The sequence below is a fragment of the Porticoccus sp. genome, assembly GCF_965660005.1.
Lineage (GTDB): Bacteria > Pseudomonadota > Gammaproteobacteria > Pseudomonadales > Porticoccaceae > Porticoccus.
The window spans coordinates 36,168-57,677 of record NZ_CBFHYF010000003.1; the positions used below are offsets into that span (position 1 = coordinate 36,168).

Sequence of the window (21,510 nt, forward strand, 5' to 3'; positions counted from 1 at the left end):
TAAACACTCCCGTATCTTTCATTCCAGCCTGGCTGTCCAGGTTCTGGCACCGAGCGTGACCAATACCAACATTAGCAGGACACTTCCCAAGTGATGCATCAATGCAGTGAGCAGTGGCGACATCAGAAAAACATTGCTGACCCCGAGGGTAATTTGCACTGTCAAAATGGCCAGCATAATCAGTGCCATACAGCGGAACTGAGTACTTTTAATCGTGAACAACCGCACCGCTAAACCGACCATCAACAGTCCAACAATCAGACCACCAAGTCGATGCATCACGTGAATGGCTACGCGCGCCTCACCTTCCAATTTTCCACCCAAATAATTGGGTCCAATCGTTTGGGTCAGATTAAAGCCGTTTTTGAAATCCATTTCAGGCCACCATTGACCCTGGCAAGTAGGAAACTCTGTACAGGCGAAGGCAGCATAATTGGCACTGGTCCACCCCCCCAAAAGTATTTGCAACAGTGTCACGGTTATCACCGCCAGCAACCAGGATTTGACGCCAGGCAACTTGCCCATCACATCCGGAGAAAGCCGCCACTCGCGACCACTCAAACGCAGGGTGAGTAACCATAACAGCGAACAAGTCACCATGCCAGTGAGCAGATGCAGCGATACAATCTGCGGCCACAATTGTAATGTGACAGACCACATGCCAAACAGGCTCTGCCAGACCATCAAGAACAAAATAAATGTTGGCAACCGGAAGGGATACGCTTCGTCCTCCCTGCGTAACCAGGAAATAACAGCCAGTGCAATCGCCAGAATACCCAGCACTCCCGCTGTATACCGGTGTACCATATCGACTACCGTTTTTTGTTGTTCGATTGGATTGTCCGGATAAAGCCGTTCGGCTCGCGCAATGGCATCGGGGTCGGTCAGCCACGAAAAATGGCCATAGCAACCTGGCCAGTCGGGGCAACTCAAACCCGCATCAGTCAAGCGTGTAAAGACGCCCAGTATCAAAACGGCGATCGACAGGGCTGTAGCGGTTACCGCCAAGTTGAATCCGGCTTGGCGTTGTTTAGGCGAATATACGGACATTAACAAAGTTCACTAGGTGGTTTGTTGAGCTCACCAAAACACAACTGCTTGATGAAGGCTGGCGACATTCGTTCGTCTGGCAACAAGGATTTCAGCCAGGCGAGTATTTCATCAGATGTTCGATATCCTCAATCATTTCCTTACCATCATTGGCCAGGGTATAGGACATCATGATCAAACCCTCCTGATCAACCAGATAAGCCCTGAGTGGCGCACCACCTGAGACCGTACTCAATGGTGCATTGGTGTCCTTTAATAATGCTTCCAATTCATTCTGTTTGCCGTAAACAACTTTCAAAAAGGGGTGTTCTTCCATGTGATTGCTGGTTTCGGGGTCGATCTCATCATCGAGTACGATGTAGACCCGCTCAAATCGGCGACTGTATTTCCCCAGACTGATATGCACCTGTCTGGTGGTATGGAGAAGTTCACGACACTCATCAACACAACTACCCATGCCGGGAATAATCATGCGCCATTTTATTTTCTGCTCGGAAAATGCCCAGGGGCTGCCATCCCCGGTCTTCAAGCTCAAATCGGTCATCGATACTGCCGGAACAACAAACTCCCCGAAATTCGTTGTCCCAAGACGGCCCAATATGCTGTTGCGCTCATCAGGCGTTTTCGGGAACAACAGAAAACCGGCCACAATAACCCCCGTCAGTATCCCGATCATGATCAATACTGGCCAATAGCCCGACTTGCTCTGATGCTCTGTCATTTCTGTTTCTCCGGCTTTTTATCTGTATATAAATTGCGGTGCTTGAGGACAGCACCCACGTTTGAATTGGCAACCAGGGTCAGAATGAGGAGTGCCATGGACAATGCTGCCCATTGAACTGCATAGCCAGTGTGCATACCAGGTACCACATTCACCACTTGCCAACCGGTTTCGAGCGCTCCAGGCATGCCGGCATCGAGTCGCAGCGTATAATCATAAAAAGGGATCGACAACTTGTCTGAGACATTTTCCGGCGCCGCATTTTGAATAATTTTTGGTCCAGCACCCTCTTTCCAGATATCTTCCCCCAGCATCAGCTGCTTGCCGGGGGAGCGATACAAATAGCCTACCAGGGTGACATTGCCGGACACTGCATCCACGTCGGGTAAAACGCTGCGATCAAGCCCCCCCGGCAACCAACCCCGGTTGACCAGAAGCCACTCCCCCTGTGAGGCTTTAAATGGAGTGACAACTTCATAACCCGGACGCCCGTTGCGGACCTGATTGTCGACCAACAGGACAGAGCGATTATCGTATTCACCGTTAAGATGAACACGAACATACTGTTGATCGGGAAACTCCATTGCCTCAGCTATGGAAACAGGTGCGGCAAGCTTTTTCTGTTGGTAGGTGTCGAGCAGTGCATGCTTTTCATCAGCACGCTCCAATTGCCAGAAGGCCAGGCTGAGTGTGATTGGGAAAAAAATGCCGGCAAATAGCAATATTTTCCAGTTCCACTGCCACTGAAAGGAAATTTTAGCTTGCTGCTGCGGTTCGACTGACATCTGTGTTTAAATAAATTCTCTGAATGTCGGGGGTCACGTATATGCTACTCAAAACTATCGTTGTGCTTTTGTTTATCGCGGTTCTTGTCAGCCTGAGTAGTGCATTGGTTTTTCTGATGAAAGACGTCGGCAACCCGAGCAAAAGAACCCTTCACGCGCTGGGTGTCAGGGTCGTACTGGCTGTTGCATTGGTGGGAACCATTGCCTGGGGCATCTACTCCGGACAACTCACCAGTAAAGCACCTTGGGATCGTCAACTGCATCCTGAAAGGGTCGCTCCACAAATGCATCAATAGGTTTTTTCTCCATTGAGCGAGAAAAAAGCGGTCAGGGGAAACCCTGACCGCTTTTTTTATTTCAGCCTGAAAGTAATGAATCAGGCGAGCACGTATACAAAAATAAACAACCCGACCCAGACCACGTCAACAAAGTGCCAATACCAGGAGGCCGCCTCAAACCCAAACTGGTCATCGGGAGTAAAATGGCCCTTGAGGCCCCGCAGGAACATTATCAGCAACATGATCGTTCCCATGGTCACGTGAGCACCGTGGAACCCTGTCAGCATAAAGAAAGTGGTTCCGTAAATCCCTGACTCCAGAGTCAGACCCATATGTTGATAGGCATGGATATATTCTTCGACCTGAAGCACGATAAAGATGGCACCGAGAAGGACAGTGATTCCCAACCACAGGTTGAATTTGGCACGATGACTGTTTTTCAGTGCGGTATGAGCAATATGTACCGTCACACTTGAAGACAGCAGAACAATGGTATTCCACAGCGGTAGCCATCCCAACAAATTGGCCCAGCCGGGAAAACTCATATGTTGGTCAGGACCCATAAATGTTGCATTTTCCCCGTTGGCAACCATGTCGGGCGTGGTCATCAGCGGCCAGGCGGGCTCGAAACCCTCCCACAGTAGTTGATTCCCCGCATGACCACCTTCACCACCCAACCAGGGCAGCACCAGCACCCGCACATAAAACAGTGCTCCAAAGAAACAGGCAAAAAACATCACTTCAGAAAAAATGAACCAGCTCATGCCCCATACATAGGAGCGTTTCAGCTGAGCACTGTTCATTCCCGCCATATTTTCATTGATAACGGTGCTGAACCAGTTGTAGAGGGTAAACACCATCACAATGGAACCAGCGAGTAATACCAGTGGCGACCCTCCCTGCACCCAACTCCCGGCACCGTAGGCCATCAGACCCATCCCCAGCGCCGCCAGCACAGGCAACTTGCTTTGTTCGGGAACGTAATAGCTGCTCTCTGTAGACATTACTTTTTCTCCATCAACGCCGACCCTGCTGGATCGGTTCTTATCATCAGTTTAATTTTGCTACCGAACCGTTATCTACACGATCCGTTATATCAAAAAGGGTATAGGACAAGGTGATTGTCTTGACCGCTCTGGGCAGATCACGATCCACGATAAAGACTAATGGTAAATCTGCTTCTTCACCCGCTTTCAGGGGCTGTTGGTTAAAACAGAAGCACTCGGTCTTGTGGAAATAAGATGCTGCATTAAAGGGCGTAACATTTGGGATTGCCTGGGCAACCATATCCCTGTGGGTACTGTTTTTCGCATAAAACACCACCTCGGTCGCCTCACCAGGGTGCACAACGACCTCATAGACCTTGGGCGAAAACTGCCAGGGCATGGCGGCATTATTGGTAGCAACGAACTGCACCTTGATAGTCCTGCTGGTATCAATACCCGCTTCAGAGGCCACATACGGACCCGCTGTTTTGCCACCAATACCAGTGACCTCACAGAACATGTCGTACAACGGCGGCATAACAAATATGGCAAACGCAAACATGCAGACCACTCCGCCGAGGAGTTTGAAAATCAGGGGCCTGGTTGGATTGGTCCACATGCTCGTTTGTTTTCCTGTTATTTGACAACCGGTGCTGTACTGAAGGTGTGGTATGGGGCCGGCGTGGGAACAGTCCACTCCAGGCCTTCTGCACCTTCCCAGGTTTTTGGTTCACTCACGGGTGTGCCAGATCTGATGGTCCGAACAACATTGAACAGGAACAGCAACTGCGCAGCACCATAGATGAAGGCCCCAATACTGGAAATCATATTCCAGTCAGAGAACTGCAGCGCGTAATCGGCATAACGACGCGGCATACCGGCCAATCCCAGGAAGTGCTGTGGGAAGAAGGTGACGTTGAAACCAATGAACGAGATCCAGAACTGCACCTTGCCCATCGTTTCGTTGTACATCCGTCCACACCACTTGGGCAGCCAGTAATACACTGCTGCGGTGGCAGAGAACAGGGATCCGGCAACCATGACATAGTGGAAGTGCGCGACGACGAAATAGGTGTCATGGTACTGCACATCCGCAGGCGCAATGGCCAACATCAGGCCGGTAAACCCACCGATGGTAAACAGAATCACAAAGGCTATGGCAAACAGCATCGGTGTTTCATAGGACAGGGAGCCCCTGAACATGGTGCTGATCCAGTTGAACACCTTGGCCGCTGTTGGCACTGCAATCAGCATGGTGGCGTACATGAAGTAGAGCTGTCCGCCCACGGGCATTCCCACCAGGAACATATGGTGTGCCCATACGATGAATGACAGGAAGGCAATGGATGCCGTTGCATACACCATGGAGCTGTAGCCAAACAGCGGCTTGCGGCTGAATGTGGGAATGATATGTGAAATCACTCCAAAAGCCGGCAGGATGATGATGTAAACCTCGGGGTGGCCAAAGAACCAGAACACATGCTGGAACAATACCGGATCACCACCACCAGCCGCATTAAAGAAGCTGGTACCAAAATTGATATCCATCAGCATCATAGTCACGGCGCCTGCCAGTACCGGCATCACAGCAATCAGAAGGAATGCGGTAATCAACCAGGTCCAGACGAACATTGGCATTTTCATCAATGTCATGCCAGGAGCCCGCATGTTGAGTACGGTGGCAATAATATTGATGGAACCCATGATGGAGGACGCACCCATGATGTGAATCGCGAAGATAAAGAAATTCACCGAATCAGGGGCATAGGTTGTCGACAGTGGGGCATAGAACGTCCAGCCGAAATTGGGACCACCGCCATCCATGAACAGGGTGGATGTCAGCATCAAAAATGCGAAAGGCAGGATCCAGAAGCTGAGGTTGTTCATCCTCGGCAGCGCCATATCTGGCGCCCCGATCATCATCGGGATCAACCAGTTTGCCAGGCCAACGAACACCGGCATGATGGCACCAAATACCATCACCAGGCCGTGCATTGTTGTCATCTGGTTAAAAAATTCGGGTTTGACGAGTTGCATACCGGGCTGGAACAGCTCGGCACGAATCACCATGGCAAAGAAGCCACCCAACAGAAACATGGCAAAACTAAACCATAGATACATCGTGCCGATGTCTTTGTGGTTAGTGGTAAATAGCCAGCGGCTAATACCTTTTGCGGGACCGTGTGCCATGACTTAATCCTCCTCTTATTGGCCTTGCTTGTGTTTGAGAATATCGATGGGCTGCACGACATCACCGGTATTGTTGCCCCAGGCGTTGCGCTCATAGGTCACAATCGCAGCGATATCCACTTCTGATAGCTGACCACCGAAAGCCTGCATCGCCGTTCCCGCCTTGCCATTGACCACAATATCGATATGTGAAGTGATGTCGCCAGTCGTCATTCCGCCAATCATTGAAGGGAACACACCGACAATACCCTGGCCGTTCACCTGATGACAGGCAGCACACGAACGATTGTAGGCCTCTTCCCCCTGAACCATCAGCTCATCCAGCGTAAAGGTTTTTTTGGACAGTTCACGAACTGCGGCAGCGGCTTCTTTTTTCTCTGCCAGCCAGGAATTATAGGCTTCCTTTTCAAGCACATTGACCACAACTGGCATAAAGGCATGGCCCTGGCCACAAAGCTCAGTACAGGCTCCACGGTAGATACCCGGCTCATTGACATAGGCCCAGGTTTCGTTGACCAGACCGGGAATAGCATCTTTTTTGACACCGAGGTCAGGCACCCACCAGGAATGGATCACGTCTTTCCCTGTAATCAGGAAACGCACCTTGGTATTGGCCGGTATCACCAGGGGTTCACTCACCTCCCGCACGTAATACTGGCTCTTAGGCGCGGTATTGTAGATTTCAGATTCGGGCGTGGCCAGTTCGCTCATGAAGGAGACATCCTGACCGAGATACTCATACTGCCATTTCCACTGATAACCGGTGACCTTGATGTCCATCTCGGCTTCACTGGCATCATACACCTGCAGTAGCGTGCTGGTTGCCGGAATCGCCATAACGATCAGCAAAACGGCTGGAATCACGGTCCAGACAATCTCAGCTGTGGTATTTTCATGGAAGTTTGCAGCAACGGCACCCTTGGACTTGCGGTGCGCATACATGCTGTAAAACATCACGCCAAATACGCCAACTGCGATCACCACACAGATCCAAAAAATGATCATGTGAATATCGTAGATTGCGTTGCTCACAGGGGTGACCCCCTTGGGCATGTTCACCGCCCAACGCTGTGCATCATCTGCCAATGCCTTACCAAAAGTGGCCAGGAACATCGCAGGGGCTAGCACTAGCGCGAAAAGCATACGTGCTCTTCTTGACATCGCCCTATCTCCAGTCAATAAGTTATTGTTTCTATTAACGCATTTCATGTTATGAACGCAGGGTAGCTGTTCTGGACACGAAAAACCGGGCGAGTATACCAGATTTTCCCCGCATCGCTCCAGAGTATTCAGCCTAAAGAATTGATGCTGGTTCTGCCAAAATAGCCTATTTAACCGCCCGGGGAACAAAATGAAATCGTCGCCTAACCAACAAAAAATTTTGGCGATCGCCCTGCCTATGACCCTGGCAAGCATCAGTATCCCGGTTTTGGGCCTCGTCGATACCGCCATTCTCGGTCATCTGGCAAATGCCCGTTTTCTCGCCGCCGTGGCCAGTGGCAGCAGTGTTCTCACCATGCTGTTCTGGTTATTTGTTTTTTTGCGTATGGGCTCCATCGGTCTGACTGCCAGAGCCTGGGGTGCCGGAGACACATCCCGGTGTGTTGAGGTGCTGACTCAGTCACTTGTCGTCGCATCAATTTTCGGAATACTGATGATTCTGTTACGGCAACCCGTTCTCAGTCTCATTCTCGATCTGATCAAACCCTCCGCTGAATCCAGACCCTTGGCCATGGAATACTGTCAGATTCGTATTCTGGCAGCGCCTGCCACCCTGGCTACCTTTTGCGTGATGGGCTGGCTGCTCGGGCTGCAGAGGGCCGGCACCACTCTGCTCCTCATGCTATTCATCAATCTCAGCAATGTTGCTTTTGATTTTCTGTTCATCGTCGGAATGAAACTAAACAGTGCCGGGGCGGCATGGGCCTCTTTGACTGCGGAATATCTCGGACTGGCGCTCGCACTATTGCTGGTAAAAGCGACTATCCGCCAGCTCAAAACACCGATCAGATCAATACAACTGACACAGTGGTCCAGATATCGCGAACTGTTCAGGGCCAACCGTCACCTGTTCGTTCGCACGGCCTGCCTTGTCTTCATCATGACTTTTTTCACCGCACAGGGGGCACGACAGGGGGATGTCATTCTTTCAGCCAACGCCATCCTGATGCAGCTAATACTGCTCGTGGCATTTACACAGGATGGGTTTGCCCACGCCGCCGAGTCCCTTGCGGGCCATGCTATCGGCAAGAGAGATCTCAAAGACTTTTACCGTATTTGTCTGATTACCACCGTCTGGGGTTTGGTCATCGCCTTGATCGCCACCCTCATTTATGCGTTTTTCCCGGCCATCATTATTGGCGCGATTACGAACCTGCCTGAGGTTTTGCCTGCGGTGGAAATCTATTGGCCCTGGCTGACAGCCATGCCACTGGTTGGTCTTGTTTGCTTCATGGCCGATGGTATTTTCGTCGGCAGCGGCAAAACCCGTGCAATGCAGGACAGCATGCTGATAGCAGCTTTTCTGATTTTTTTGCCCTTGTGGTACTTTTCAACTCCACTCGGCAATCATGGGCTGTGGTTGGCGTATCTGGGTTTTTTAACCGCGCGTAGCGTTCAGATGGCCTGGCTGTTCGCCCGCTACAGTATAGGTGGCCGGTGGATTGTTTAGAAAGCTGATGAACCGCATGTACAGAAAGTCCCTGGGCTTATAGCAAGATGTTCTTTGCCTTTTTATTTAGCTCAACTAACTTTTGACTATGGACACTGTAAATATTCGCCAAGCCATCGCCGCTGCCAAGACACATGAAAGAGCCACCGGACAGCTCGTCACGTTGCTCAAAACCCGCGTCAGCGCAATCCACAAGTCCATTCAACTGCCGTCCGAGAATATCATTCCAGCGTTGCTCAATTTTATTATTCACTACATAGACCAGGTTCCAGAGTTCATTGATGCTGTCGATGCCATTGCTGATGAGTGCGGGTTGATCGACTACATGGAACCGGTGATTTCCGCTGCCGGGGAATTTTTCATCAGACCACCGGCGCTGGTGGCTGGTCACGAGGGGCTCAACTCTCTGATGGGCGAATCCTATCTCGCTCATCGATTGGTCGAAGAGGTCAATGACCGGTTTATCTCGGGGTACAACACGCCATTGGTACCGATGGATATGACTCGTTCAAACCTGATTATTCACCACCTGATTGGTGAACCTTTCGCCAATCAACTCGACAGCGCGATTCATCTGATCGTCGATGAACTGCAACAAAAAGATCTGGTATTTGTCCCCGAGGCATGCAGGGAGGATCGCAGCAGCCGATGGGCAAGTGATCTTCAGCGGTGGCCCTGCCTGATCGATAATTTGTCGGTAAATCTGCTATTCAACGGATCGGGGCAATTGTTGATCCACTGATGTCGGCGGACACCATCATTTTTTGGGATCCACGAGCTTCACCGCTTGAACGTCAACCCGCCTTTCCTCCGGGGAGAGATTAACCCGGGTCTCCAGCTCTCGGGGAGTGCTCTGCAAAAACATCTGCTCCCGAAAATCACAGCTGACACAAGCCCTGAAATCCTTGCCATCCTCATTAAAAACCACCAGTTTATCCATCTGGTTGCAGCGCGGGCAGACAGCCCCTGCAATAAAACGCTTATCAGCTTTAAACATCAGTGAAAGGCCTTCGGGTCGGTGACAAGTAAAAAATTTGCCAAGTCGCTACAACGGCTATAAGCCAGCCATCTGGCAACGTATTATATCGTTGTAGACCATTACCCAGCACAGGAATCATGATGACAGAGAACATTCGCGCATATAAAGGTGTTACACCCACCCTGGGTGAACGAGTTTACATTGATCCGGCAGCGACCGTGATCGGCAATGTCACCCTCGGCGACGACGTCTCTGTCTGGCCCGGGGCTGTGATTCGCGGCGACATGCACCGCATTGCCGTTGGTCGTCGCTCAAATATTCAGGATACCGCCGTATTACATATTACGCATGCAAGCGACTTCAACCCCGGTGGCTGGCCACTGACTATCGGCGAAAACGTGATTGTCGGTCACGGCGCTATTCTGCATGGCTGTACCTTGGGCAACCATATTCTGGTGGGCAATGGCGCCATCATCAATGATGGCGCCGTGGTAGAGGATGAAGTGATTATCGGCGCCGGGACAGTGGTGCCACCGGGGAAGCACCTGGAAAGCGGCAACCTCTACGTGGGCAACCCCTGCCGGTTACTGAGACCAGTCTCTAACGAAGAGCGGGCATTCTTTTCCTATTCACCAGGCAACTACGTCAAGCTTAAAGACCAATATCTCGCCGAACAGGCTATTGACTGGCGAAATGATGCCGAATAAAGCCCTGGAAATGAATTTTTCAGGCATCTGAAAACAAACCTAGTCCATCAGGGACTGACGGATTCCGGCAATAACCGGTGCAGTGTTTGGGCTCACTCCGCGCCACAGCCGAAAAGACTCTGCCGCCTGTTCGACCAACATGCCCAGCCCATCGGCAACGCTGGCGGCACCCTGTTGTTTGGCCCAGACTAAAAATACCGTTGGCTGCGCAGCGTACATCATGTCGTAGCAACAGGCCTGAGCTGCCAATAGTCCATCGGGGAGAGGCGGCAGCTGTGCAGCAAGACTGGCACTGGTGCCATTGATGATTAGGTCGAACTGCTGACCTTTGAGCATTGCATAGTCACAACCGAGCAAATAGCCCATTTCCGCAAAACCTTTGGCCAGCTGTAATGCCTTGCTGAGCGTTCGATTGGCTATGACGACATGCTGCGGCAATTGCACCAGCAAAGGCTCAAGGATACCTCTTACTGCGCCACCAGCCCCCAAAATCAGGACTTTCTTACCTTTTATTTGCCAGCCGAGGTTTGCAAGCATGTCCCTGACCATACCGATGCCATCGGTGTTGTCCCCCAATATCGTGCCATCATCCTGCATGGCCAGGGTGTTCACCGCACCCGCATAGCGCGCGCGCGCCGTCAGTCTCGCAGCGTAACTGTAGGCCTCCTGCTTGAACGGCACAGTGATATTGAGACCCTTGCCACCTTCCGCAAAAAAGGTATCAGCTGCGTGATCAAACTTGTCCAACTCAACCAATTGTTTGCTGTACTCAATCGCTTCACCTGTTTGAACAGCAAAAGCCTGGTGAATAAGCGGCGACTTGCTGTGCTCCACAGGATTGCCAAAAACGGCGTATCGATCAGTCATGCTGTATTCCATTTGTTAGCGGATCAAACCCACTGACGGGGTTGCAGATAAAACTGGTAGAGTTCCGCCTCGGCAGAGCAAGGCTCAGGCTGCCAGTTGTATTCCCAGCGAACCAGGGGTGGCAGCGACATCAGAATGGATTCGGTTCTGCCACCGGTCTGCAAGCCAAACAATGTGCCGCGGTCATAAACCAGATTAAATTCCACATAGCGACCACGTCGATATAATTGAAACTGGCGCTCTCGCTCCCCCCAGGAAATATGCTTGCGGCGTTGGACGATGGGTAGATAGGCATCAATATAGCTGTCTCCAACCGCCCGTGTCAGGGCAAAGCTCTGCTCAAATTCCGCCGCGTTGTAATCGTCAAAAAAAAGCCCGCCAATACCACGAGGCTCATTGCGGTGTTTGAGAAAAAAGTACTCATCGCACCACTTTTTGAAACGGGGATAGATCTCCGGACCAAATGGTTGACAAGCGGCACGGGCTGTCTGATGCCAATGGTGACAATCTTCCTCATTGCCATAGTAGGGCGTCAGATCATAGCCACCCCCGAACCACCAGACAGGCTCTTCACCCGCTTTCTCCGCAATGAAAAACCGCACGTTTGCGTGGGAGGTGGGGACATAGGGGTTTTCCGGGTGCATCACCAGTGACACACCCATCGCTTCAAAGCTCCGACCAGCCAGCTCCGGGCGGGCTGCGGTTGCCGAAGGAGGCAGCTGCGCACCATGAACATGGGAAAAATTCACCCCACCTTTCTCAAATACTGATCCCTCAACCATCACCCGACTGCGACCGCCACCACCCTCTTCACGAACCCAGCTGTCCTCTGTAAACACACCGCGACCATCTTCAGCCTGCAGGGCTTGGCAGATACGATCCTGCAAATCCAGCAGGTACTCTTTGACGGCCGTTTTATCTGTCATGAGATCCTCACGGTGTTATGTGGCGAAAAAGCACTAATTGATTTGCCGGTACGTCGCTGACAACCTACCAACAAACCAGAAGCCGGAAGTATCAGCTGTGCCGAACCACTTCTCCGGTTATCAGGTTTTTGATCGGGGTCGGTGATTTCAGACCACCGAGAAAACCCGGCAGCACATAATCAAGCTGGCCATGAAAATAAAGATTCAGCTTTAACAAAGACATGGCTGGCCTTAGACCATGCGGGTTGGCCGATGTCGAGATCAGTGGCCCCCCGTAAGCACGACAAAGTGCTGCGGCCACGGGATGGTCTGTGACACGAAGCGCCAACGTCTCTCTGCCACCGGTAACCCAGTTTGGTGCATAACCATTATTGGGGACCAGCCAGGTCTGCGGCCCGGGCCAGCTGGCCGCGAGTCGCCGACGATCGGACGCCGGGATCCCGGCCAAAAAAGATTCCAGCTGTATCATGGAGGCGGCAACCAGGATCAGCCCCATATCCCGCCGGCGTTTTTTAAGTGCCAACAGTCGCATCACGGTTGCCTCTGCAAACGGATCGCAACCAAGCCCCCATACGGCCTCAGTGGGATAAGCAATCAATCCACCACTACGAAGGAAATCCACCGCCCTGGCTACACGAATAGTGCTCACGGGAAACTGCTTCAGAGGCTTTTCAGCTTCTCCTGTAAGGCCGCGTCTTTTTCCAGAATGGCTCGGGCATTGGCTGCTCGTTCTTCCAGCAGTTTCTGATGCAGCGAACCATCACTGACACCTATTATCTGGGCTGCCAGATAGGCTGCATTCTTTGCCCCTGCCTTGCCGATAGCCACGGTTGCAACAGGAATTCCACCGGGCATTTGCACCGTTGAGAGCAGCGCATCAAGACCGTCCAGTGAGGAATTGATAGGCACACCAATCACGGGTTTCAGGGTATTGGCTGCAACCGCACCCGCCAGATGTGCTGCCATTCCTGCGGCACAAATAAAGGCTGCGCAACCCCGCTGATCCGCATCCTTCACATAGCGGTGCGTTGCCTCGGGTGTTCGATGCGCCGACAGGACTTTAACTTCGAAGGGCACCTCGAACTTTTTGAGCACTTCGAAACTGGCTTCCATGATCGGCAGATCCGAATCCGAACCCATCAGTATGACAATAAAGGGTTTGTTCATTTTTTAATCCCCCTGTAAAACGCGGCAGGCTACCGGAACCTGGGCGGTTTCGCAATAAAATCCGCCTTCTAACAGGCTGATTTATCACTCATCACCGCCGTATCAGGGCAACCGCTGGTAAGTTCCCTGTCCGGCCGCAATAGTGCCTTCGAGTTCCAGCAACAGCAGCTCCTGCGTCAATGCATTTACAGGCATGGCCGTAAGCTGCACAAGCACATCGATATCAACCGGGTCGAATCCCATTGCCTCCAGCAGGAGATGCCTCATCTCTGACAATGGTTGCCGGTCTGTTTCAATATTTGGCGTTATATAGGCCAGCAGACCACCCAATTGCTCTACAACATCCGCTGCTGATTCTACCAAAGTGGCGCCCTGTTTGAGCAACTGATGGGGGCCTTTGCTGAAGGCACTATGGATAGAGCCGGGAATGGCAAATACTTCACGTCCCTGCTCCAGGCCATACCGGGCAGTGATTAACGACCCACTTTTCAATGCTGCCTCAACCACCAGAATACCCAGACTCAAGCCACTGATTATCCGGTTGCGGCGGGGGAAATTGCCCCGCAGGGGTGGCGTTTCAGGCAAAAACTCACTGACGATCGCACCCCCTTGATCAATTATCCGCCGATACAGATCAGCATGCCGACGAGGGTAGATCACATCTGGGCCGGCACCCAGCACGGTGATGGTTTTACCCGTTTTCAGGGCACCGTCGTGGGCCGCACCATCAATACCCAGTGCCATGCCACTGGTAACCACAAAGCCACTGGCCGCCAGTGCGGTGGCAAAAGCCCGGGCATTATCAAGTCCACCAGGACTGGCATTGCGGCTACCGACAATGGCAATTTGTGGCATGGACAGCAGTTGCGCATCACCTCGAACAAACAACAGGGGTGGAGGAACACTCAGCTCCTGCAATAGGGGAGGATAATCCGAATCCAACAAATTGAGGCAGGTAACATGATTTTGTCGGCACCAAGCCAATACTTTCTCTGCCCGATCCTCCAGCTCCGCTCGCCGGTTACGGTATTTTCCGAACAACTTTCCCAACCGACTGGTGGGCTGAGAGGAAAAATAATCTTCTGCCTGAGAAACTGCCTCGACAAATGAGCCGGATGATCGACACAACCTGACAATATCCGCAGGTGAGCCTCCGTCGAGAAAAGCCATGACAAGTGCTGCTTTGGACTCCCTGTCCATAGAATTGGTACTCCCTTGTACCCGTTTGATGTCCCTTGTCCACAAAAAACGCCGACAGGTGTCGGCGTTTCAGCTGTTCTGGTACCTAGGGGTTTTTGACAATATCATCCACCGCCAGAGGACGTTCAGCCTTTATCACCAGACCGTAGCTCATTTTTTCAAACGCACGGAAGATCATCAATAAACCGGCCTGCTCATTCGGCAGGTCTATTTTTTCCTTGGCGATATAATCGGTTACTTTTTCACCGCGCTTGAAAATGGCCAGGATATTTCCCGCTTCGAGACCTTCCCGCTCACCTCGGTTAATTGATACCACATCGAGATGACCGATCTGTGTGATACCGCCCTCAACCGCCATGATCACACCCTCTACCGCAGTCTCGGGAGCACTCGGGTAAAAAATGGAATTCAGCGGTCGCTCTTCATGGGGTAACAGCCGCTCCCCGATACGCACTTCCTCCAGAGATCGGGTCGCCAGCATGGTCGCAATATCATCGGCCACTCTTTGCACCTTGGCTGACCCCACGTCCTGCGCGCGTATACCCAATATTTCCTGGGTCTGCGGATCGAGGTAGGGTGCACCAATCCGGTACAGACCATAGGCCGGCGTCTCGTCAAACTGACCGCGGGCGTAGAACGTATCTCCAGACCCAGAGAGCAGCTTTTTCTCATGACCGGCCACCACATACGGAGCTGCGTCGATTTCTTCCTGGGTTACTATCCGGTTCCGAGTCAGAAAACTGTTGATGATATCCAGCGGCAGTGCCGGAATCGCCTCGGACTCGGGTACCACCTTTACTTCAGGAGAAAGTCTTACCAGCCGGTCGCGCTTTTCCAGCATCAGACGGGGACGACCATCGATATAAACCATGGAAATTATGTCACCGGGGTAAATCAGATGGGGGTTGGCAATCTGCGGGTTGGCATACCAGATTTCAGGCCACAACCAGGGATCCCGCAGATACAGGTCAGAGATGTCCCACAATGTATCGCCTTTCTTGACGGTATATTTTTCAGGAACATTCTCATTAAAGGGTGCCTCTGCAGCAATGGCGGCAATTGCAATAGCGCAAGCAGCTACTATTATCCCCAACAATGTTTTTTTCATCTTATGGCCGTCCTGTGTGCTATATCCGGATTATGTGTATACTTCTCACCCGACAGTATTAACTGATAATACCGCTCCATTGGCCTTATGTTAGCAGTGGTTTACGCCAGATTGCTAGAAACTCGTCACAAACAAATGTCAATACTCAACATCCTTGAATTCCCTGACCCTCGCTTGCGCATCAGAGCTGCACCGGTCTCAGAAATCGATCAAGGCACCAGGTCACTGGTGGACGATATGCTGGAGACGATGTATCAGGCTAACGGGATCGGCCTCGCCGCTACCCAGGTCAATGTCGATAAACGAATTGTGGTCATGGATTTGTCAGATGATGGTGATCAGCCGATCGTCATGATCAACCCACAAATAGAAGTGCTCGACAATGCCATTTGCCCCCATCCGGAAGGCTGCCTCTCAGTACCCGGCTTTTATGAGACCATCCAGCGACCAGAGCATATTCGCCTCAGAGCACTGGACCGGGAAGGGCAACCCTATATGCTCGAGCCGGAGGGGCTGCTGGCAGTCTGTATTCAGCACGAAATTGATCACCTCGACGGCAAACTTTTCGTGGATTACCTGTCTCCTATCAAGCGGCAACGAATCCGGCAAAAACTGGAAAAGCTCCACCGTCAACAAGACTGACACCGCCAGATCAACCCCGAGGATAGTTCTTTGCGCATCGTATTTGCTGGCACTCCGCAATTTGCGGCATCACATCTTCAGGTACTGCTGGATTGCCCCTCCCATCGGGTGGTCGCCGTATTCACGCAACCTGATCGGCCGGCCGGACGCGGCAAAAAACTCACGGCCAGCCCGGTTAAATTGCTGGCTGTGGACCACCAAATACCCGTTCATCAGCCAGTTGGCCTGAAAGCTGCTGACGAGCAGCAAATTCTGGCTAATTATAACGCCGACATCATGGTGGTTGTAGCCTATGGTCTGCTACTGCCAAAGGCCGTGCTGGCTATTCCCAGGCATGGCTGCATCAATGTCCACGCCTCTCTGTTACCCCGCTGGCGAGGTGCTGCCCCCATTCAGCGTGCCATCGAAGCAGGAGATACCGAAACGGGCATCACCATCATGCAGATGGACGAAGGACTGGATACCGGTGATATGCTTCTAAAAGCCCACTGCGTCGTTGAAGCGGAGGACAATGCCGGCACCCTGCATGACAGACTGGCCAATATAGGCCCCGGCGCCTTGCTCGCAGCCCTCAACCAGATTGAACAGGGTAGTGCTGTGGCTGAGAAGCAGGATAACGGGCAGAGCAATTACGCACCAAAAATCACCAAGCAAGAAGCCCTGATCAACTGGCATGAACCCGCTAAAACGCTGGCGTTGAAAATTCGCGCTTTTAACCCTTATCCAATTTGTTACAGCACGCTCTCGGGAGAGCGCATCCGTATCTGGAAAGGGAGTGCGGCGCCAAGTCAAGATCAAAATGTGATACCGGGTACGATCATTCACGCTGATAAATCCGGTATTCTGGTACAGGCAGGGGCGGGCTGCCTGTTAATCACAGTACTGCAATTCCCCGGCAAGAAGCCGCTCCAGGCCGGGGAAATACTCAACGCCCACGCGGACCTGTTTGCACCGGGCTCGGTGATGGGCACATGAATGTCAGAGTGGCTGCCGCCAGAATTATCGCGTCTGTCCTGAGGGGTGAAGGTTCACTCAATACGCTTTTGCCCGAGTATCTCGCCAGGGTGGATGATCGTGATCGCGGTCTCCTACAACAGTTGTGTTATGGCACATTGCGGTTTTATCCGCGCCTGTCTGTTTATCTGGCAGAATTGCTGGCAAAACCCTTCAAAATAAAGGATTTTGACATCGAGGCAACACTGGCCTGCTCGCTCTATCAGTTACTTGAAACCCGTATTCCCCCTCACGCAGTGGTCAACGAAGCTGTAGATACCTGTCTGAAGCTGAAAAAAAACTGGGCCAAAGGCCTTACCAACGCAGTGCTGCGACGGTTTCTGCGGGAGCGCGTCTCACTCGATATCAAGCTGGGGAATCATCGTGCATTTCAGACCGCACACCCCGATTGGCTCATCGACCTCTGGCAAGCGGCCTGGCCAGAACAGCTGGATCAGCTGGTGGCCGCCAATAACCATCAACCACCCATGACGCTGCGGGCAAACCAAATGCGCTGCAGCCGGGACGAATACCTGGCAACACTGACAGAGGCCGGTATCGAGGCATCTCCCACCCGGTTCAGCGACGTCGGTATCACGCTGGAACAGCCCTGTGATGTGACAAATTTACCCGGCTTTGCCGAGGGTGACGCCAGCGTCCAGGACGAAGCGGCCCAACTGGCGGCCCAGCTACTGGCTCCCGAACCCGGCCAGCGAATACTAGATGCCTGTTGTGCGCCAGGTGGTAAAACCGGTCATATTCTCGAGTTGCTTAACAATCAGGGTGATGTCATTGCTATCGATATCGAGGCCGAACGGCTGGCACGAGTTTCCGATAACTTGCTGCGGCTGGGGCTGCAGGCAAAGCTGCTCACCGCCGACGCGGCCAATCCGGCCAGTTGGTGGGATGGCAAGCAGTACTTTGACTGTATTTTGCTGGATGCCCCCTGTTCCGCCACAGGTGTTATCCGCCGTCACCCCGATGTGAAACTACTGCGCAAACCGGCGGATATTGCTAAGCTGGCCACTTTGCAGTTGTCCCTGCTGAAAGCGCTGTGGCCACTGTTAGCAGAAGGCGGGGCTTTGCTTTACGCCACCTGCTCAACCTTGCCCCAGGAAAATGATCAGGTGATCACAGATTTTGTCCGGGAAAACAATTCTGTCCGCCTCGAAACGGTGGCAACCCAAGCGGGAATTGCAACGTCAGCAGGTCGGCAATTGATGCCGGAGATTGGCGGCCACGATGGCTTTTATTTTGCCCGTCTGGTCAAGACAGGAATGGCTTAACAGTGTTGGTTATTTTCTCCACCATCGGTGGCCATATAACCAAATAACGGGAATTCCCAGCTATGAAAATCGTCATTACCGGTGCCGGTCAAGTGGGCGGAACACTCGCCCAGCATCTGGCCGGAGAAGCTAACGATATTTCTGTCATCGACACCAATGACCGTCGCCTGCGCGAACTTCAGGATCGGCTGGACATTCGCACGGTCAATGGCATGGCCTCTCACCCCGACGTCCTTATCCGCGCAGGAATTGAAGACGCCGATATGCTGGTGGCGGTCACCAGCAGCGACGAAATCAATATGGCATCCTGCCAGGTCGCTTACTCCCTGTTCCGCACACCCACCAAAATTGCCCGTATCCGCGATCGCAGCTACACCGCGGATAAAGTCCGTGAGCGCTTGTTCAACGATGCCAATTGCCCGGTTGATTTTCTGATCACACCGGAACAGGTGGTTACCGACTACATATTCCGTCTGATTGAACAACCCGGCAGCCTTCAGGTTTTGAATTTTGCCGACGGGCTGGTTCAGCTGGTGGCTGTCCGCGCCATCAAGGGTGGGCCGCTGGTGGGTCACGAATTACGGCTCCTCCGCAAACATATGCCCAAAGTGGATGCGCGGGTCGCCGCGATTTTCCGCCGCGACCGGCCTATCTTTCCCCGTGGAGATACCGTCATTGAAGAGGGTGACGAAGTATTTTTTATCGCCGCTAAAAAAGACATCCGCAAGGTCATGGGTGAATTGCGCAGGCTTGAAAACCCATACCAACGGATTGTCATCGCCGGCGGTGGCAACATCGGCTACCGCCTGGCCAAAGCACTGGAAAAACAATACAACATCAAAATCATCGAGTTTTCCGAAGAGCGCTGCCAGTATATTTCCGAACGACTGGATAAAACCGTTGTGCTCAATGGGTCCGCCACGGATCAGGACCTGTTACTCGAAGAAAATATCGAGCGAACCGATGTTTTTCTTGCTCTCACCAATGACGATGAGATGAATATCATGGCATCCCTGCTGGCGAAAAGGCTGGGCACCCGTAAAGTGATGACCCTGATCAACAATCCGGTTTATGCCGACCTGGTTCAGGGGGGTGAAATCGATATCGCCATCTCTCCCCAACAGGCCACCACCAGTATTCTGCTCAGTCACGTGCGTCGAGGTGATACGGTTAAAGCTCACTCACTTCGCCGGGGAGCTGCCGAGGCCATGGAGATTGTCGTCCATGGCGACAGTAAAACCTCCAAAGTGGTCAGCAGGACCATCGAAGAAATCAAGTCACCGCCGGGCGTCACTCTGGCCGCACTGGTGCGCAACGGCGAGGTCATCATTGCCCACCACGACACGGTGGTGGAAAACAACGACCACGCGATTGTCTTTGTGGTGGACAAACGCCGTACCCGGGAGGTGGAAAAGTTGTTCGCCGTCGGCTTTACCTTCTTCTAGCGCTGGCAGCGAAGATCTGATCTATGCATTTTAATGTAATTTCAAAAGTTCTCGGGCTGCTCTTGATGGTTTTCAGCCTGACACTACTGACACCCATCGTAGTCGCCACGATTTACGACGAGCAAACCCACGCTGCTTTTTTTCTGTCCTTTGCCATCACTTTTTCACTGGGCATGCTCATGTGGCTGCCATTCAGCCGCCAAAGTGCAGAACTCCGCAGTCGTGACGGATTCCTGATTACCGTGATGTTCTGGGTTGAACTGGCCCTTGTCGGGGCATTGCCCTTTATACTTTCTGAGTCATTGCCACTGAGTATCACCGATGCCGTGTTTGAATCCATGTCAGGGTTGACCACCACCGGGGCAACCGTGTTAACCGGTTTGGATTTCCTGCCAAAATCGATTCTCTATTACCGTCAGCAATTGCAGTGGTTGGGCGGCATCGGGATTGTCGTCATCGCCGTGGCCATCATGCCCATGCTGGGTGTTGGTGGTATGCAGCTGTATCGTGCCGAAACCCCCGGACCCGTGAAGGACAACAAACTGACTCCCCGCATTACTGAAACAGCAAAAGCACTATTCTTTATTTACCTTGGTCTGACCGTTGCGTGCATGCTTGCCTACTGGCTGGCTGGCATGACTTTTTTCGACGCGGTAGGGCACAGTTTTTCCACCGTAGCCATTGGTGGCTTCTCTACCCATGATGCCAGCATGGGTTATTTTGATGGCAACACCACCATCATCGGTATCTGTATTTTCTTTATGATCATTTCCGGCCTGAATTTTGGTCTTCACTACTATGCCTTTATAAGAAAGTCCCTCACCCATTATCTCCGCAATCCCGAGGCCAAGCTTTATCTCCAGATGCTGCTGGCAGGGAGTATTTCGGTGACAGCATATCTTTTCTGGAGCGGCACCTATGACAAGGGTGAAAGTGTCTATCACGGCGTTTTTCAGCTGGTTTCCATTATGACGACAACCGGTTTTTCCACTGCCGATTTCAGTGTTTGGCCAACTTTTGTACCATTTCTGATGCTTTTTCTGTCCTTTTTCGGCGCCTGCGCCAACTCCACTGGTGGCGGTATTAAAGTGGGACGTATGCTGATCCTGGCGAAACAGAGTCTCAGAGAAATCCATCGCCTGATTCACCCGAATGCACTGTTCCCTATCAAAATACGCAATCGCAGTGTGCCCGAGCAGATCACCAATGCTATCTGGGCATTTTTCGGTGTTTATCTCGCCGTCTATTATCTGATGGTATTGTTGCTGCTGGCTTCCGGCCTCGACTATGTCACATCCTGGTCCGCCACAGCCGCCGCACTCAATAACCTTGGTCCCGGCCTCGGTGATGTATCTGCCAATTACGGCAATATCAATATCTTTGCCAAGTGGGTTCTCTGTATCGGTATGCTTTTAGGTCGACTGGAAATATTTACGCTACTGGTACTACTCACCCCCATGTTCTGGCGCCGTTGAAACTGCTTGTCCGAGAGAGACAATGGCCCGGGAG

General features: G+C 52.2%; 23 protein-coding genes. 9 read left to right on the forward strand and 14 right to left on the reverse strand.

What is annotated here, in order from left to right:
- Nucleotides 1-18 precede the first annotated feature (18 nt).
- The 3 genes from ACTF5G_RS01440 to ACTF5G_RS01450 form a co-directional block, all read right to left on the reverse strand.
- Nucleotides 19-1,008, reverse strand: a complete 990-nt coding sequence (locus ACTF5G_RS01440; RefSeq protein ID WP_438951036.1) for a COX15/CtaA family protein — start codon at nt 1,006-1,008, stop codon at nt 19-21.
- Nucleotides 1,009-1,141: 133 nt separating this feature from the next.
- Complete coding sequence (locus tag ACTF5G_RS01445) at nt 1,142-1,771, reverse strand: SCO family protein (protein ID WP_438951037.1); 630 nt, start codon at nt 1,769-1,771, stop codon at nt 1,142-1,144.
- On the reverse strand, nt 1,768-2,556 hold the full coding sequence (locus tag ACTF5G_RS01450) for an SURF1 family protein (protein ID WP_438951038.1): 789 nt from the start codon (nt 2,554-2,556) through the stop codon (nt 1,768-1,770). Before ACTF5G_RS01450 ends, ACTF5G_RS01445 begins: the two co-directional genes overlap by 4 nt.
- A gap of 41 nt (nt 2,557-2,597) precedes the next feature.
- On the opposite strand from ACTF5G_RS01450, the gene ACTF5G_RS01455 reads away from it, so the two are divergent.
- On the forward strand, nt 2,598-2,852 hold the full coding sequence (locus ACTF5G_RS01455; protein ID WP_438951039.1) for a twin transmembrane helix small protein: 255 nt from the start codon (nt 2,598-2,600) through the stop codon (nt 2,850-2,852).
- 80 nt (nt 2,853-2,932) lie between these two features.
- On the opposite strand, the gene ACTF5G_RS01460 is transcribed toward ACTF5G_RS01455, so the two are convergent.
- The 4 genes from ACTF5G_RS01460 to coxB are packed head-to-tail and all read right to left on the reverse strand — an operon-like array spanning nt 2,933 to nt 7,171.
- A complete protein-coding gene (locus tag ACTF5G_RS01460; RefSeq protein WP_438951040.1) occupies nt 2,933-3,838 on the reverse strand; it encodes a cytochrome c oxidase subunit 3 in 906 nt (301 codons plus the stop codon).
- A 46-nt stretch (nt 3,839-3,884) separates the two neighbouring features.
- The gene (locus tag ACTF5G_RS01465) at nt 3,885-4,439 is read right to left on the reverse strand and encodes a cytochrome c oxidase assembly protein (protein WP_438951041.1); all 555 of its coding nucleotides are present in this window, start codon (nt 4,437-4,439) and stop codon (nt 3,885-3,887) included.
- 17 nt (nt 4,440-4,456) lie between these two features.
- A complete protein-coding gene (gene ctaD / locus ACTF5G_RS01470; protein ID WP_438951042.1) occupies nt 4,457-6,010 on the reverse strand; it encodes a cytochrome c oxidase subunit I in 1,554 nt (517 codons plus the stop codon).
- A 15-nt stretch (nt 6,011-6,025) separates the two neighbouring features.
- Complete coding sequence (gene coxB, locus ACTF5G_RS01475; protein ID WP_438951043.1) at nt 6,026-7,171, reverse strand: cytochrome c oxidase subunit II; 1,146 nt, start codon at nt 7,169-7,171, stop codon at nt 6,026-6,028.
- A 190-nt stretch (nt 7,172-7,361) separates the two neighbouring features.
- Between coxB and ACTF5G_RS01480 the strand changes: the two genes are divergently transcribed.
- Together ACTF5G_RS01480 and ACTF5G_RS01485 are read left to right on the forward strand one after the other, a co-directional pair.
- Nucleotides 7,362-8,681 carry an MATE family efflux transporter gene (locus ACTF5G_RS01480; protein WP_438951044.1) on the forward strand — a complete coding sequence of 440 codons (1,320 nt, stop codon included), beginning with the start codon at nt 7,362-7,364 and terminating at the stop codon, nt 8,679-8,681.
- An 88-nt stretch (nt 8,682-8,769) separates the two neighbouring features.
- Nucleotides 8,770-9,423 carry a hypothetical protein gene (locus tag ACTF5G_RS01485; RefSeq protein WP_438951045.1) on the forward strand — a complete coding sequence of 218 codons (654 nt, stop codon included), beginning with the start codon at nt 8,770-8,772 and terminating at the stop codon, nt 9,421-9,423.
- Nucleotides 9,424-9,438: 15 nt separating this feature from the next.
- Here ACTF5G_RS01485 and ACTF5G_RS01490 read toward each other — a convergent pair whose 3' ends face one another.
- Nucleotides 9,439-9,678 carry a YheV family putative zinc ribbon protein gene (locus tag ACTF5G_RS01490; protein WP_438951046.1) on the reverse strand — a complete coding sequence of 80 codons (240 nt, stop codon included), beginning with the start codon at nt 9,676-9,678 and terminating at the stop codon, nt 9,439-9,441.
- A gap of 122 nt (nt 9,679-9,800) precedes the next feature.
- Here ACTF5G_RS01490 and ACTF5G_RS01495 point away from each other — a divergent pair, with 122 nt between their 5' ends.
- A complete protein-coding gene (locus ACTF5G_RS01495; protein WP_438951109.1) occupies nt 9,801-10,367 on the forward strand; it encodes a gamma carbonic anhydrase family protein in 567 nt (188 codons plus the stop codon).
- Between the two features lie 39 nt (nt 10,368-10,406).
- Here the strand turns inward: ACTF5G_RS01495 and aroE are convergent, their stop codons facing one another.
- The 6 genes from aroE to ACTF5G_RS01525 all read right to left on the reverse strand — a co-directional run bounded on the left by aroE (nt 10,407) and on the right by ACTF5G_RS01525 (nt 15,635).
- On the reverse strand, nt 10,407-11,234 hold the full coding sequence (aroE, locus tag ACTF5G_RS01500) for a shikimate dehydrogenase (protein WP_438951047.1): 828 nt from the start codon (nt 11,232-11,234) through the stop codon (nt 10,407-10,409).
- Nucleotides 11,235-11,257: 23 nt separating this feature from the next.
- The gene (gene hemF / locus ACTF5G_RS01505) at nt 11,258-12,160 is read right to left on the reverse strand and encodes an oxygen-dependent coproporphyrinogen oxidase (protein ID WP_438951048.1); all 903 of its coding nucleotides are present in this window, start codon (nt 12,158-12,160) and stop codon (nt 11,258-11,260) included.
- Between the two features lie 91 nt (nt 12,161-12,251).
- Nucleotides 12,252-12,809, reverse strand: a complete 558-nt coding sequence (locus ACTF5G_RS01510) for an L-threonylcarbamoyladenylate synthase (RefSeq protein ID WP_438951049.1) — start codon at nt 12,807-12,809, stop codon at nt 12,252-12,254.
- An 11-nt stretch (nt 12,810-12,820) separates the two neighbouring features.
- On the reverse strand, nt 12,821-13,327 hold the full coding sequence (purE, locus tag ACTF5G_RS01515) for a 5-(carboxyamino)imidazole ribonucleotide mutase (RefSeq protein WP_438951050.1): 507 nt from the start codon (nt 13,325-13,327) through the stop codon (nt 12,821-12,823).
- Between the two features lie 102 nt (nt 13,328-13,429).
- Nucleotides 13,430-14,527, reverse strand: a complete 1,098-nt coding sequence (gene dprA / locus ACTF5G_RS01520; RefSeq protein WP_438951051.1) for a DNA-processing protein DprA — start codon at nt 14,525-14,527, stop codon at nt 13,430-13,432.
- A gap of 85 nt (nt 14,528-14,612) precedes the next feature.
- Complete coding sequence (locus ACTF5G_RS01525) at nt 14,613-15,635, reverse strand: LysM peptidoglycan-binding domain-containing protein (protein ID WP_438951052.1); 1,023 nt, start codon at nt 15,633-15,635, stop codon at nt 14,613-14,615.
- A 135-nt stretch (nt 15,636-15,770) separates the two neighbouring features.
- Between ACTF5G_RS01525 and def the strand changes: the two genes are divergently transcribed.
- The 5 genes from def (at nt 15,771) to ACTF5G_RS01550 (ending at nt 21,476) form a co-directional block, all read left to right on the forward strand.
- On the forward strand, nt 15,771-16,277 hold the full coding sequence (def, locus tag ACTF5G_RS01530) for a peptide deformylase (protein WP_438951053.1): 507 nt from the start codon (nt 15,771-15,773) through the stop codon (nt 16,275-16,277).
- A gap of 30 nt (nt 16,278-16,307) precedes the next feature.
- Nucleotides 16,308-17,252, forward strand: a complete 945-nt coding sequence (gene fmt / locus ACTF5G_RS01535) for a methionyl-tRNA formyltransferase (RefSeq protein WP_438951054.1) — start codon at nt 16,308-16,310, stop codon at nt 17,250-17,252.
- Entirely contained in the window at nt 17,249-18,556 is a 1,308-nt protein-coding gene (gene rsmB, locus ACTF5G_RS01540; RefSeq protein ID WP_438951055.1) for a 16S rRNA (cytosine(967)-C(5))-methyltransferase RsmB, read from the forward strand. Before fmt ends, rsmB begins: the two co-directional genes overlap by 4 nt.
- A 62-nt stretch (nt 18,557-18,618) precedes the next feature.
- The gene (trkA, locus tag ACTF5G_RS01545) at nt 18,619-20,001 is read left to right on the forward strand and encodes a Trk system potassium transporter TrkA (RefSeq protein WP_438951056.1); all 1,383 of its coding nucleotides are present in this window, start codon (nt 18,619-18,621) and stop codon (nt 19,999-20,001) included.
- Between the two features lie 23 nt (nt 20,002-20,024).
- On the forward strand, nt 20,025-21,476 hold the full coding sequence (locus tag ACTF5G_RS01550; RefSeq protein ID WP_438951057.1) for a TrkH family potassium uptake protein: 1,452 nt from the start codon (nt 20,025-20,027) through the stop codon (nt 21,474-21,476).
- The last annotated feature ends 34 nt before the right edge of the window (nt 21,477-21,510 follow it).